This window comes from Nocardia rhizosphaerae (genome assembly GCF_042650365.1).
In the GTDB taxonomy this organism is placed as follows: domain Bacteria; phylum Actinomycetota; class Actinomycetes; order Mycobacteriales; family Mycobacteriaceae; genus Nocardia; species Nocardia rhizosphaerae.
In genome coordinates, this window is the sequence record NZ_JBHSBA010000015.1 from 530,421 (window position 1) to 545,028 (window position 14,608).

Annotated in this window: 9 protein-coding genes; 8 read left to right on the plus strand and 1 reads right to left on the minus strand. The window is 67.4% G+C overall.

Annotation, left to right across the window (positions count from 1 at the left end; all coding sequences use genetic code 11):
• Positions 1 to 88: 88 nt before the first annotated feature.
• A complete protein-coding gene (locus ACFOW8_RS24635; protein WP_378553844.1) occupies positions 89 to 4,111 on the minus strand; it encodes an outer membrane protein assembly factor BamB family protein in 4,023 nt (1,340 codons plus the stop codon).
• A gap of 165 nt (positions 4,112 to 4,276) precedes the next feature.
• Here ACFOW8_RS24635 and ACFOW8_RS24640 point away from each other — a divergent pair, with 165 nt between their 5' ends.
• The 8 genes from ACFOW8_RS24640 (at position 4,277) to ACFOW8_RS24675 (ending at position 14,520) form a co-directional block, all read left to right on the plus strand.
• Positions 4,277 to 5,272, plus strand: a complete 996-nt coding sequence (locus ACFOW8_RS24640; RefSeq protein ID WP_378553845.1) for a PASTA domain-containing protein — start codon at positions 4,277 to 4,279, stop codon at positions 5,270 to 5,272.
• Between the two features lie 2 nt (positions 5,273 to 5,274).
• Complete coding sequence (locus tag ACFOW8_RS24645) at positions 5,275 to 7,779, plus strand: VWA domain-containing protein (RefSeq protein ID WP_378554665.1); 2,505 nt, start codon at positions 5,275 to 5,277, stop codon at positions 7,777 to 7,779.
• 598 nt (positions 7,780 to 8,377) lie between these two features.
• Positions 8,378 to 9,475, plus strand: a complete 1,098-nt coding sequence (locus ACFOW8_RS24650) for a J domain-containing protein (RefSeq protein WP_378553846.1) — start codon at positions 8,378 to 8,380, stop codon at positions 9,473 to 9,475.
• On the plus strand, positions 9,472 to 11,004 hold the full coding sequence (locus ACFOW8_RS24655) for an Hsp70 family protein (protein WP_378553848.1): 1,533 nt from the start codon (positions 9,472 to 9,474) through the stop codon (positions 11,002 to 11,004). The genes ACFOW8_RS24650 and ACFOW8_RS24655 overlap by 4 nt, the downstream gene beginning before the upstream one ends.
• A complete protein-coding gene (gene grpE, locus ACFOW8_RS24660) occupies positions 11,001 to 11,498 on the plus strand; it encodes a nucleotide exchange factor GrpE (RefSeq protein ID WP_378553849.1) in 498 nt (165 codons plus the stop codon). Before ACFOW8_RS24655 ends, grpE begins: the two co-directional genes overlap by 4 nt.
• Positions 11,499 to 11,648: 150 nt before the next feature.
• On the plus strand, positions 11,649 to 12,317 hold the full coding sequence (locus ACFOW8_RS24665; RefSeq protein WP_378553850.1) for a LuxR C-terminal-related transcriptional regulator: 669 nt from the start codon (positions 11,649 to 11,651) through the stop codon (positions 12,315 to 12,317).
• Positions 12,284 to 13,474, plus strand: a complete 1,191-nt coding sequence (locus tag ACFOW8_RS24670) for an ATP-binding protein (protein WP_378553851.1) — start codon at positions 12,284 to 12,286, stop codon at positions 13,472 to 13,474. Before ACFOW8_RS24665 ends, ACFOW8_RS24670 begins: the two co-directional genes overlap by 34 nt.
• A complete protein-coding gene (locus ACFOW8_RS24675; protein ID WP_378553852.1) occupies positions 13,471 to 14,520 on the plus strand; it encodes a hypothetical protein in 1,050 nt (349 codons plus the stop codon). The genes ACFOW8_RS24670 and ACFOW8_RS24675 overlap by 4 nt, the downstream gene beginning before the upstream one ends.
• Positions 14,521 to 14,608 lie beyond the last annotated feature (88 nt).

Below are 14,608 nucleotides of genomic sequence, written 5' to 3' on the forward strand. Positions count from 1 at the left end.
GGCGCGTGCGCTGCAGACGGCTGCGTTCGGCTCGACGATCTGTAGGTGGTGCGTCGGCACTCACCGGCACTCATCGGCAGGCGGGATGTCAGCGGTGGCGGTAACGGGTGGTTCCTTGCGGGTCGCGGGTGTCGCTGACAACTTTGGCGAAGCATTCCTCGATCGGGATCCGTTTCGCATCGCACCAGTTGTTGGCGGAATCCGGGTCCGGGAAGGTCGTTCCCGCGATGGTGACCCACCACCCACGTAGGTCGAAGGTTCGCCATTCGTCACTGCGGACCAGGCGTACCTCGGGGTACTGCAGGCGTAGCCGCAGGTGCTGCTCGAGGATGGTGGTTGCGGTCCATGTCAGCGTCCGGCCATCGGTGTCGGGGGCGACGAGACCGGGCTGTTTCGACGACAGTTGCGGTAGCCAGCGGTCGGCGAGGTCGCGTTGGACCCATGGCCGGTCGGCGTCGGCCTGGGCGCGCAGGGCATCGAGCGCTGCGGCCTCGGCGTCGATGCCGGCCGCGGCGCCGACCGCGGTGGAGCTCGCGGCTGGTCCCGGGCGCTGCACCTGCTTCTGTGGGGCCTGATTGCCGGCGCCGAGGTTTGTGCACGTCACGACATGTGTGCTGAACGCTCCGTTGATCTGGCGGGCCTCGGGGTCGCTGCCGCCGAGCGTGTTCGGTAGGCGCCAGAACGTGCCGACGGGAAACACGAACTCGTGCACAATCGCGGTGCTGTCATCGGCCGGCGGCAGCACCAGCGGTTGATGGGAGAAATCGAAGACTCCGTCGGCGATTGTCTGGGCGCGGTCACTGATTCGCACCCGTAGCGCGTTCGTGGAGACGATGTCGCCGCCTGCGCACGTGGCCCGCAGTTCCATGCGCGCGATCAAACCTTCGGTGCTGGTTCGATAGTGGACCGGCGTCAGCTCCGGCGTCTGCGGGCACCGTGTGACGGTCGAATCCGCGCGAGGTTCGGCCGCGCGGTCGGTGGGGCCTGTCGTGGGTGGGCCGGTCGGCGCGTAGTAGGTCAGCGTCGAGGCATCGATGGTCGCGAACCCGTCGCCGGCGCGCTGCGGGTTGCCGTCGCCCGCCGGTATCGACCAGGTGATCGCTCCCGAACCGAGGTCAATGGCCTCGATGTGTTCGTCCTTGGCGAAGATCACCCGTTCGCGGTCGGTGAGCCACTGGAAGGGCACCGTGAAGGAGTCGGAGGCCTCGAACGTGGTCGTCCATCGGGTCGTTCCGGTCGCGAACTCGTGGGCCGAGAGCGTGTGGGCGTCGAGGTGAACGACGGTGCTGTCGATGATGTCGGTCACGCCGGACCCTGCCGACCAGACCCGTTCACCGGAAGCGAAATCGTAGGCGGCGCCGTCGATAAGGTAGAGGTCCGGCGCGGCGGGCAGCACGAGCGGGGCAGTGAATCCGCCGTAGGTTTCGTGGGTGCGCAGGTGCTCACCGTGTGCGTTCACGACCACGGTGGCGCGCACCGACCGCGACCCGCCCGGGCAGACCGCGGCCGTGAGACCTCGGCCGGGATAGATTGCGACCGAGATCGCATCGGTTGCGACTACTGGTATGCCGTCGTGTGCCCGCAGCACCGTGCTGCCCGCATCGTTGCCGAAGTAGACGAAATCTTCTGTCGCGCCGAAGTACTGGGTATCGCCGGAACCAGGGCAGCGTTCGGTGGAGGTACGTTCGACGCTCCAGTGCCTTCGCAGATCGCTGGTCGTGCCACGCGAGATCCGGTCGTAGCCAGCGGTGATCACGTCGTGGCCGACCACCGCGACCCGGGCGACGTTCGAGATGGGGATCCGGTGGTCGACAGAGCCGTCGGAGATGCGGAAGAACGACACCCCTTCGAACTGGTCAGGGCCAGGACCCGGCTTGCTGAAACAGGGCAGCAGGCCGTCGACGGTATTCGCGGCGCACGAGCCGTAGAATCCGAGCGGGGTGTGCCAGCGCAGGGCGCCAGTGTCGGCCTCGATCGCGACGAGTACGGGGTCTTGATCGGTTCCGGGCTTGACAGCGATGGTGACCATGACCTCGCCGAGGTCGAGGAAGCCGGGCGGGTTGGCGCCGGTCGGGGACGGTACGGGTGCGGCGAACTTCGCGCCCGCGAATACCGATGTCGCGTCGAAGGACCAGGTGGCATCTGGGCGCTGCGGGAAGGTCGCGCGAAGACTGTTGGCGGTGCCCGTGTTGGCCGACGGCTCGACTGTCCGGTCGAACAGGTACCAGACGGCGCCGGCGCCGAGCGCCAGTAGGGCGACGATGCCGAGCGCGATGACGACCGCCGCATTGTGTTCTCGAGTCGGGCTGAGGGGTGTCGGCTGTTCGATCTGCGGGCGCGGCCCCATCGCGGGGTGCGTGATCGGCGCTGCGGCGTCGGATGCGCCGCCCGGCGTCGGTGGCTCGGCGGGTTCGGTGCCGATTGTGGGCTTGTGCAGGCTGATCGGAGGAGTGGCGTGCGGTGGCGTCGGGGCTGCGGGTTCCGTCTGGTCGTGGTGCAATGTGGGCAGGGTCCGGCTGGCGGATGATGGTTGTTCGCCGGTCGACGTACTCAGCGGCACAGAGGTTTCGGATGGCGTTGTGGGCTCTTGGGCGCCGGCGTCCATTCCGTGGACGAGTGCCGCCGTGGAGGGCAGCGCCGTCACGGCGGTGGGCAGGTCAGGTGTCGTAGGCCGGGACGGTTTGCGCAGGGAGACCGGCGTCGGTGTGGCGTTCGGTGCTGGGCTCGGACCGTCGAGTCGGTCACCGGTGGCGTGGTCCTCCGGTGCCTCATGGCCGCCGTCGACGTGCGGTGCGGACGCGCGTTGCGGCGCAGACCGGGAATGCGGTGTTGTGTTCTGGTCCGGTGGACTCGGTGTCGAGGTGCCGGTCGTGGGCTCGGTGTCCTCGGCGAGCTGCGCGCTGACGAGCAGGTCGTGCACCCTTGGCGGCCACGGCACCTTGTTGGTTCGGGTGCGCCACTCGACGTATCCGCAACCCGCGGCGATGATCAGCCACGGAATGCCGGGAAAGTCGAGCAGCGCGAACAAGACAGCGGTAGCGATTCCGACGCGCGCGAGATGATATGGGCGCAACGCGACCACCGGACCGACCCTCGGCGTGGTCGGGCGGGGGACAGGCGCCTCGGTGCACGAACCGGACTGTTCTGCCCGTTCGCGGCGCAGCTGGTCACCGTAGTCGCCCTGGCGGATCCGCAGGTCGGTGTAGACGAGTGCTTGGGCGGTACGGAAAACCGGCAGCGCAACACAGAGGTAGGCGAGCAGGAATACGGCCCAGGCCAGTTCGACGGGAAGCCCGGCGAGTAGTCCATTACTGACGAGCCAGGTGGCCAGGCCGAACGGCATCGTGATGAGGACCAACACGACCATGATCAGCACCGCCCACGCGGTGTGCAAGCCGAGCAGGCGCCAGAAGGCGGGTCGGGCCAACTGCACGGACCGCTTCAAGGCCGGTGTGACTCCGGTGCCCTCCACGACAAGCACGACCGGCGCGAGGCTGAACAACACGCCCATCGCGAACTCGGCCACGAAGATCAGCGGGAACAGCATGAACACCGCCGGCCCTGCCCCTGCCAGGAGCAGCAGGATCGGAACCAGCCAGACCGGCACGATGATCACTACGTAGAACGCGGCCATCAACCTACACAGCGGCCAGAACCGTTGTCGCATTTGTCTGACGACCTCGGCGAACGCCACCGGGGCGCCACGGATCGCCTGGTTCGCGGCAATGATGGTCACGCCGTTGATCGCGGCGTCACACGGGATGCCGAGGACGAAGACCAAGCAGAGATAGGCCGCCAGGATCAGCCCCGCGCCGACTATCAGCCCGGTCATCATGTCCGTGGAACTCGCCATCGAGTCCAGCACCTTCTCGGCAGCAAGCGTCACCACGAACAGCGCCGCGAGGAAGACTGCGACGAAGGCGGTGACGGCGGCCGCCGTGAAGCCCACCGTCACCCGCCAGTGCCGGGCGACGGCGCGCACCGCGCCCACAATCAGGTCATTGAGCGTCAGCGGCCGGATCGGGATCACCGCGACCGCGGAATCGAACAGCGATCCGAGCAACGATTCGGCCGGCCCTCGCCGGCCGGGATTCGGAGATCCTGACGACATCTGCTCAGCATGACCGGCACCGTGCCGCACCGGTATCGGCTATCCGGCCGACAGACAACTCCGGTTGTCGGTCGTTCGGACGACAGCGCACGAGGCGGGACGGCGGCTACCCTTCGGCTCTGCGCGCGGAGACCGCGCTGACATCGGTGGCGGAAGGGCTGGTTCATGGATAGGCCGACGACCACGTCCAATGGGCGGCGGCTGCTGGTGTTCGCCACGCTGGCAGCGATCCTCGGCCTCTTCGGCGCGGGTGCCGCGACCGGGTTCTGGGTCAACAACACCCGCATCGCCCACGAAACGGCCGTCACCGAATCCAGTCCTGCGCGTGAGGATTCGGTTCTGCCCGCTGACTCGATGGTGATGCCGGACGTGCGCGGCCTGACCGAGGAAGCCGCCCGGCAGGTCCTTGCCGACTCCACCGCCGCGCGAGCCGTGGTCGAGACCCGCACGGTGCCGTTCTCCGGGCTCACCGGGATCGTGATCGACCAGCAACCGGCCTACGGTGCACCGATTTCCGGCACCGTGGTGGTGACAGTGTCAGCTCCCGCCGCGGTTCCCGAGATCGCGGGCCTGACCGAGGTGCAGGTGCGGACCCATCTGGTCGAACTCGGCGCTGAGCTGGTGGTGAACCGGCAGTACGTCCCTGGTGCGAATCCGGGCTCGGTGCTCGGCATCGAGCCCCCGGCGGGTTCACCGCTGCCCGACATCGTCACCGTCGTCGTCGCGGATGTCCCGGCGACGGCCTACCTGGCGAACATCGACACCACCCGGGACGGGTGCGGCACCGGCAGCTACACCCAGGCCGGCGCCGAACAGGACAACGCGCTGTCGTGCTCGGTGCGCGATCGGCCGAGTACACCACCGCGAGGGCCGCTGTGGGAGTTCGGGGGAGCGGTCGAGGACGTGGACCTGAGTTTCGGTCTGCCGACCGACTCACAGCCGGGCAGTACGGTACGCGTGGAGGTCTTCGCGGATGGTAACCGGGTCGCCGAGGCCGAAGTCGCCTACGGCCGTACCGCGAAGGTCGCGGTGCCGACGCCGGGTGCGCTGCAGTTCATGATCGTGCTGACAGCGGTCGCCGGCGACCCGGAACGGATCACCGTCACCGGGTCCGTCCGTGGCAGTCGCGACGGCATCGTCGCGCTGACCGAGGAAGGGTGAGTATGCGTGCGATCGCCTGGCTGGTCGCCGCCGCCGTGGTCGGGGGTAGCGCGCTCGTTGGCGGCCCGGGCGCGGCCCCCGCCGTGGCCGCTCCCGCGGCGACGCACAACGATGCGCCCGTGCTCGTGGTCCTCGACACGTCGGGGTCGATGGATGAATCGGATTCTGCGGGAGTGCACAAGCTCGACAGCGCGAAACGATCGGTACTCGGCATCGTCCGGGAATTGGACGACAGTGCGCCGGTCGGGGTGTGGACGTATCCGGGAGGCGGATCCTGCGATTCGGGTGGCTTCGTCGACGAGCTCGACATGCGTGCGTTGTCACCGGGCACCCGAACCACGCTCACCGCTGACGTGCTCGCCCTGCGCGCCGACGGCAGCACCCCGATCGGACCGGCGTTGCGTGACGCCGCCGACGCGTTGTCCGACAAAGGGTTCCGATCAGCGGCGATGGTCTTGGTCTCCGACGGAGAAGCGACCTGTGGCGGCGACCCATGCGAGACAGCGAAGCAGATCCGTGCGGAAGGCTTCGACCTTCGGGTATATGGTGTCGCCTTCGAGCTCACCGGCAAAGGTGCCGAACAACTGACATGCATCGCGAATGAAACCGGCGGACAGTTCTTCAGCGCCGACAACGGCCGACACCTGATCGACACACTGTCGAACCTGGCCGCCAACAAGCTTCGGCTCGAGGTGGACGCGCCGGCGAAGGCGATCGGCGGTGGCAGCGCCACCATCCGGCTGACAGTGCACAACACCTCGCTGACCGGCCGGGCGAACGATGTGCGGGTCTCGCTGGCCTTCGTCGCGAACGCGCACTTGTTCCCCGCGGTGACACCCCCGCTCGTGCGGATCGGGAATCTGCCACCCGGCGCGCACCACTCATTCGACTGGGAGCTACCGGTCGGCCACGCGAGCGGCGAGGCCGCGTACCGGATCGTCGCGGTATCGGCCAGTGGAGCCAGCGGTAGGCACGACGGCACCATCACCGTCGCCGATGCTGGTGACTACACTGCGGTAGCCGGTGACTGGTTGAAGAAGCTGATGGCCGAAGGCACCGTCGGCGTCTTCGGGGACTCCTACGCCTCCGGCGAAGGCGCGGGCACCTACGAACCGGCAAGCCCCGCGGCGAACGCACTGTGCCATCGGTCACCGAAAACTCATGTCGCGCAGCTGATCAGCGCCGATCAGGTCAGAAACTACGCCTGCTCGGACGCAGTCCAGGTCAATCTGGTTGCCCCGCAAGCCGGCAGGGTGCCGGACATGTCGCAGATCGAACAGATGAGCCGTGCCGACGAAGCCCTCGACGCGGCGTTCCTGAGCATCGGCGGCAACGACATCGGGTTCGCCGGCATCGTTATTCGGTGCTTGTTCCCGAACGAGCTGCCGGTGACCGTGTATAGATCGCCTGTTACCGGGGTGGAATGGCAGGCCGCCATCGACATCGAGTGCGGACACAGCGACGCCGCCGCCGACGGAACCCCCATCGGAACGAGCCTGGCCGACCGCGGGATCGCCCAGCGAATACACGAACTCGGCACCCAACTGCCCGATACCTATCGTGCGCTGTACGACGCGATCAATGTCGAACGCTACGTCGCCCGGCGAGGTCACGAAGCGCCACTGATCGTGCTCGGTTACCCGATGGTGTTCCCGAACGTTGTCGGCGTCGGTTGCGGCGAGTTTTCGGCCCGCGAGGTGACCTTCGCCAACCGGATCGTCACACAACTGAACGAAGCGCTGGCCCTCGCGGTGCACGCCGCAGCCGGCGACAGCCGCAAGATCTACTTCGTCGATGCGGTCGAGAGTGCGATGCAACCCGCCAACACCCTGTGTGACGGGGACCGGTCGGGGATAGTCCCCGCAGCCCTTCTCGACGGCGCGGCCAAGACGTTCACCGACCAAGCAGGCCTGCAAGAGCTCATGCATCCGAACACGACGGGCTACGGGCGCATCGCGGGAGCGATCGCCACGTGGTCCTCGGGAACGGACGAACCCGGCGATACCAGCGCCACCACCGGCCGACGCCCACCGACAGTCACCACCGGCGAACGCACATGTATGCCCATGGCGCTGACGATGGCACGCAGGCAACTGGCCGTCGAGCAGGGCGTCTGCCTGTACGCACACCGAGAATGGACCGAACCCAGCACCTATTGGGCCGAGGTCCACAGCACGCCGATCACGTTGGGGGCAGGCCGGATCGAACCTGGTGACGGCCCGATCCGCCTCGATATCCCCCCGACCCTGCCCCCGGGCAGGCACACGCTGCATCTGGTCGTGATGACCGAGTCCGGGGAGGTCACCAACTACACCGCCGACCTCGTGGTTGCTGTCCCGCTGCCCTGGTGGTGGTGGGCGATCGTGGTCGGTTCCGCGGTGAGCCTGCTCGGCGCGGCGGTCCTGGTGGTCCGGGTGTGGTGGTTGCGCCGTTCCCCGGAACCCGGCCGCGGTCACAGCCCCGATCCAGCCCCAGACCAGGTGCTCCCACGCGACGCACCGCAATGACCCACCGGCCGGCTGCTTCACCTCGGCAGATGTGGGATGCATTGTGGCGCGGACAATTGCGGACCGCGCGGCCGCCACCACGAACGCGGAGCGTGCCTGTCGCGTTGTGCCGCCGACCGCAGCGCTGCCCGAGACGGAACCGGCGTCCCGGCGTCGGCGTACGTGGCCCGAATCCGCCGTGGCGACACGTTCACCGTGTGTGGGCTGATCTCGAGCTCGGCGAGGGACGCCGCCGCCGACACTTGTCACTGGGCTATTTCCAGTGTTTGCCGTGATCGGCGCACACCAGGCCCTGCGTGCACTGACCACAATGCAGCGGGCCGAGAATGCCGCTCGATCCGCCTTTCCCCTTGCAGCCCTGGCAATCGATCAACGGGCGACCACATTTGCATTTCAAGCCGGCCACAGTATTCCTCCTTGGGTGCGTGATTCAGTATGCCCCGCAACGGTATCGACGCGAACACCCGCCGTCTGTCCGCTCCTCGACCGACAGTCGGCGGCGATGTCGTCCGAATAGCGGATACCGGCGAACACTCCGCAGATGCGACCGTGGTGATGAGCCAGAGATACTGTCGCTGAACGAATTCGGAGTCAACCGGTGACTGTGAAAGTCGACTACTACGATCTGCTCGGTGTCGCACGCGATGCCGACGACGACACCATTCGTACGGCGCACAAGCGCCAGACACGGATTTGGACCAAACGGACCGCGAGCGCCGATCTCAGCACTCGGCAAGAGGCCGAGACCAAATCCACCCATTTGCGCGAGGCATACGAGATTCTGCTCGAGCCCGCGAAACGGCGAGCCTACGACCGTGACCTGAGCACGGGTGGCGTCGTGGGTCCCGCCGCACCGGTCGAGGGCGGTGACTGGCTCGCCCAGGCCCGCGCGGCGCTGGGCCGCGGCGACTACCGATCGGCCGCCTACGCGGCCAGGGAGGCCACGCACACCGCAGGAAACTCGCCCGAAGCGTGGATCATTCGTGCGCGCGCCAACGCGGGGATCGGTCAGTTGCAGGACGCGATCTACGAAGCCAGGCAAGCGACCACCATCGCGCCGAACAACCCTGAATACCTGTTCCAGACCGCGCTGATCCAGGAACAGATGCAGCAGTGGGCCGATGCGCTGAGCAGCTATCAAGCCGCGGCACGTTTGGCGCCCGAGGAGTTCATCTACCATGTCGCGATCGGCGGCGTCTACCTGCAGCACGGCCTGGTGGACAAGGCGCTCGAGGTGCTCGAACCGGTCTATGCCCGGCACAGTGGTGAGGAATTGGTCGCTTTCTACCTTGCCAACGCCCTGCTCGACAAGGCCGAGAAGACCCCTCGGGTGCAGAACGACGACAGCTACGTGGTGACTTCCGAGGACGAGATCACCGCGATGCGCACGCTGGTCGAGCGAGCAACGAGCCTGCCGAGCAACGACTTCGACATCGCCAATCGGGCGCGTGACATCCTCGAGTACCTCGACGGGATGGAACAGATGGCCTGGGAGGTGCCCGGTCTGTTCGGGTTCTCCACACCGCGCGCGATCGGGATTCCGCTGGTGGCCGCGGTCCTGGCTTTCATCATGATAAGCGCGGGCGCGGCGGGCATCGGATTCCTGCTCGTCCTCGCGGCGGCGGGCATCGGATTCCTCGTCTACACGACCTGCTGGGTGCCGCGCTGGAAAGCGGCGGGTCGGCTCACCCGATGACCGCACATGTTCTCGGCATCGACCTCGGAACCACGTATTCGGCGGTCGCCGCGATCAATTCGGCGGGCAGCGCGGAGATCCTGCCGAATCGCGACCGCGAGAAATTGACACCGTCGGTGGTCTTGTTCACCGGCGCCGACATCGTTGTCGGCACTCACGCGAAACGCCAGTCGAGCGCCTTTCCGCTGGACACGGTACAGTTCGTCAAACGCCACATGGGCAACCCTGATTTCCGCTTCTATCCTGAATCGAGCGACACCGCGTATCGCCCGGAAGAGGTTTCGGCCCTGATCCTCAAATCCGTGGTCGCGGGCGCAGGGTTCACACTCGGCCAGTACGTCGCGGACGCTGTGATCACCGTGCCCGCCTACTTCGACGAAGCCCAACGCATGGCGACTCGGCAGGCGGGCGAGATCGCGGGTCTCTCGGTCCTCGGCATCGTCAACGAACCGACGGCGGCGGCGGTGAGTTTCGGGCTCGGTCGAAACTATCGCGGACTCCTGCTCGTCATCGATCTCGGCGGTGGAACCCTCGACATCACCGTGATGCGCTGCACGGGCGAGGCTTTCGATGTGCTCGCCGTCGGCGGCGATCCCCAGCTCGGCGGCTATGACTTCGACAACGCGATCATCACCTGGGCGCTCTCGGAATTCGTGCGCACCGGCGGGACCGCCTTCGACGAGGACTCGGTCGCGGGCGCACAGCTGCGCGAGCGCGCGGAGGACGCCAAACGCAGGCTCAGCACGGCCGAGTCGACCACCCTGTTTCTCACCGACCAGGAACGCTCGACGACGCTGAGACTCACCCGAGCCGGATTCGCCGGCCTGTCCCGCCACCTGCTCGTGCGCTGCGAGTACCTGATCGTGGAGACGGTGGAGGCGGCTGGAGTCGGCTTCGCGGACCTGGACAAGGTGCTGTTGGTAGGTGGATCGACGCGGATGCCGATGGTGCGTGACCTCGTCGAGCGCGTCACCGGAACAGCGCCGGACATCTCGGTCCATCCCGACGAGGCGGTCGCGCTCGGCGCCGCGATCATCGGTGAACTGCGTCATGCTGCCGCGACGAGCCGACTTCCCGTCCTGGCCGGTCGGCGCATCGTCGAGATCAACGATGTGGTTTCCCACGGGCTGGGTGTCGTGGCCGACGACGACCGCGGCGTGCCGTCGAATTGCATCGTGGTCGAGCCGAACCGAACGGTGCCGTGTCAGGTCACCGCCGACTGGTTCACGACCGTCACCGACGGACAACGCACCCTGTTGCTCCAGGTCACCGAAGGTGACGAAGACGGCGTCGACCCGCGATTCGTCCGGATTCTGGGCCGGGCTCAGCTCACGCTGGCGCCCCGGCCCGCAGGCTCACCGATCCGGGTGGTGTTCTCCTGCGATATCGACGGCACCCTGCATATCGAGGTGGTCGACCTGGTCGACGGGGCGTTCCTGGGTGAAATGGAGATCGAACGCGCCGCCAATCTCACCCCCGCCGACGTAGCGACCAGCCGGTCCCAGCTGACCTGGACCAAGGTGACATGAATCCGGACAGCGCTGCGCCGATCCACACTCACCTCGACGAGATCAGCACCCAACTGGCGGGCCTGACCGACCTGTTCACCCGTCGATTGCTCGACGACCGGGGCTACCGCCAGCTCGTGGCCTCACTGCAGCAGCGGGTGGCCGTGGCCGAATCAGGTCTGGCCACCGAGTATCTGCTCCCCATCGCCCTGCGATTGGCGCGCGTGATCGACCGGGCCGAGCTCAGCGAACCCGAGCCGGATTCACCGCTGGCGTCGCTGGTCGAAGAGCTCGAGGTGATCCTGGACGACTGTGGGGTTCGCCCGATCGGCCGCCCGGGCGAATCGGTCGATCCCGCCGTCCACGAGGTCCGGTCGGTGCGTGGCGAACCGGGCCCGACGCTGCGGGTCGCGACACTGCTCCAGCGCGGCTACACCTGGCGGGGAACGGTCGTGCGGCCCGCCTGGGTGGATGCGATCTACGCCGATACCGATCACGGAATTGCCAACCGGTAACGTGGCGAGCCGTAGATGAGACTATGTACGCGTGATCGGTCACCAATACCGTGTTCTCCCTTCAGGATGCGATTCCCACCCGGAGTTCGCCCGCACGCGCACCAGACCTCGACAGCCCTGCCGGGTCGCCGACCGAGACAGGCGACGACGGTGAGCGCCGCGTACACCGGGCGGCAGTACCGGATCGGCGTGGTCGACGATCACCGCGTCACCGTCACCGGCTTGCGCTACCTACTCGCTGCGGCACCTGAGGTCACAATCGTTGCGGACGCTCCGTCGGTCGGCGAACTGCTCGCCGTCACCACCGATCTCGACCTGGCTCTCCTCGATCTGCGGCTCCCTGACGGCTCCTCTCCCACGGAGAATGTGCGGCACCTGCGGGCGGCGGGCATCGAAACGCTGGTCTTCACCTCAGGGGAAGAACTGTTCCAGGTCCGAGCCGCGGCACGCGCGGGGGTGCTAGGGGTGGTGCGCAAGTCCGACCGCGAGGAACACATCGTCGATGCGGTGCGTCTGGCTGCGCGCGGCGAGCTCGCCCCGACCATGGACTGGGCGGCGGCGATCGACTCCGATACCGAGGTGGGCGATCTCGGCCTGAGCCCGCGACAACTGGATGTGCTGGCGCTCTATGCCTCCGGCGAGTCCGCCGAACGTGTCGCGCGGTTGCTCGGGATCTCCAAGGAAACAGTGAACGTCTACCTGGCCCGGGTCCGGCAGAAATACGCCGAGGCGGGCAGGCCGTCCCCGACCAAGACCGAGCTCTACAAACGCGCACTGGAGGACGGGTGGTTGCCGATACCGCGGCGCAAACAACGCTGACCACCGAGAACGACAGCGCCGAGTCCAGGGTGACGCGGCTGTTCGGCCGCTTCATCGCGTGCGGGTTCGGCTTCTACCTCTTCCTACTGGCCGGTGACATCGTGGAGCAGGCTGCCCACCTCGACCTCTGGTGGACGCTGTTCGCCGTTCCCTCGGTATTCGGCCCGCCGATTATGCTGGCAGCCTTGTCGTTTCGCGACGAAGTGGCGGCACTGCGGTCCGTCGCCGGGATCGGCGCCATCGCGTTCGTCGCCGCCGCGGTATCGTGGCCACTCGCGTGGCACGGCGAGTCGCTGAGTCGCGATCCGTGGATCACGACGATTCCCGGTTTGGCCGGCCTGCTGGCAGCGCTCGTGTGGCCTCCCACACCGACTCTCGTCGTGCTCGTCGCGGCCGTACTACCGAGCCAGCTCGACGCATACCTGTCGCGCGGGGCCGAGCGATCCACCCATCTGCTTCCCGACGTACTGTTCTCACTGTCGTTCTGCCTGCTCTACGTCGCCGCAGCCTTGATGGCCTTCCGTATCGGCCGGGTCCTGGACGACACCAGGACCCAGGCACACGCCGCCGCTGCCGGAGCGGCCGCGAACAGGGCTCGTATGGTTCAGCGCTCCCGCTTCAATGGTCTGCTACACGACTGGGTGATGTCGACGTTGCTGGCGACCGCCCGCACCACCGACCGTGGCGAGGTGCGCAGGCAAGCCGAGATCACCCTCACCAAACTCGCCGAATTGGAGCCCGACGAAACCCGCGACCTCACTCCTGCCGAGTTCGCCGCATACCTGCGTACGGCGATCGCCGACGTCGACTCGACGCTCCCGATCGACATCACCACCCACGCCGACGCGGTGATCATCCCGGCCGCCGCGGCGCACGTCCTCGCCGATGCCGCAGCGGAAGCCGCTCGCAACAGCGTCCGCCACGCGGGCGCGGCGGCAGTACGGGTGGTACGGGCGCGGATCGGCTCGGACCGGCTCGATATCGCTGTGTACGACAACGGAATCGGCTTCGAACCCGCGGCTGTCGCGCCGCACCGGCTCGGGATCGCAGTCAGCATACTCGGTCGCGTGCGCCAATTGCCCGGCGGCGCGGTGCAACTCGATTCCCATCCGGGGGCGGGGACAACAGTTCAGCTCAGCTGGCAGGCCGCACAGTGAGCGGACACCGTAGCGACGCCCGCGCGCTGCTCGGCATGGATACCTCCGGCGCCTGGCTGGTGGCCGGCTTGTATCTGTGCGCGCTCGCAAGCCTGATGATCAGCTCGTGGGGAGATGTCGCAGTGCGTTGGCCCCTGGTGGCGGCGTTCGTTGTGGCGGCCGGTGGCACCGCGGTGCTACTGATCGCCCGGTCCGACCCCCTGGCCCTGACACCGACCATCTGTGCCACCGCGACGATCCCCGGATCGGTGCTGCTGGTCCTCAGCACGATTCCGTTTCCGCCCACCGTCACGACGCAGGTGGCGTGGCCACAAGCCGCCGGAACGGCCATCGCGACATTCCTGTGTGTGCGTGGTCGTACCGCCGCGGCCTGGCTCGGTATGGGCGCCATGATTGCCCTCCACAGTGCGTGGTCCGCACGCCATGGCGCCGGCGCCGCGTTCGGGTTCGTACTCTCGTTCATCAATCTGGGACCGCTGTTGATGGCCACCTTCTTCGCCTACACCATCCGGCCCGCGGCCGCCGAAATCTTCACCCTGCACGAAGAATCCGCGAAGCGTACGGCTGTGGCGGCGGCCGCGGAGGCAACCCTGGCCGAACGCCACGACCAAGCGGTCGCCCTCGACCGGCTGGTGCGACCGGTGCTCGTACGGATCGCCGGTCCGGATCAACTCGTCGAGGCCGACCGCGCGGAATGCCGTGCGCTGGAGGCTCAGCTACGTGACGCGCTGCGGGCGCCCGCCTTGGCGACGGGACCGGTGGTCGAAGCGGCGCGCGCCGCGCGTGATCGCGGGGTCGAGGTGGTGCTCGTCGACGATTACGGCTCCAACGGCGCCGATATCGACGCCGATCTGTACCGCCGGTTGCGTGGACTAGTCACGACCGAACTGCGGCGAGCTGCCGCAGGCAGCGTCGTAGTCCGAGTACTACCGCCAGGCCGGGCCACGATCGCGACGCTGGTCGTGACCGATCCCGACCAAGGCGTCCGTCGAGTCGAGATAGACGGCGACGGGACACCCCGCGAGATCTCCGACGCGGGCCACTAGTTCGTCGCCGTCACTACCTTTGACCCCCAATTCAGGGTCAACCAAGTGGGACTGATGCCCAACCAGTCAATTCCGTAGCGTGGAAAGC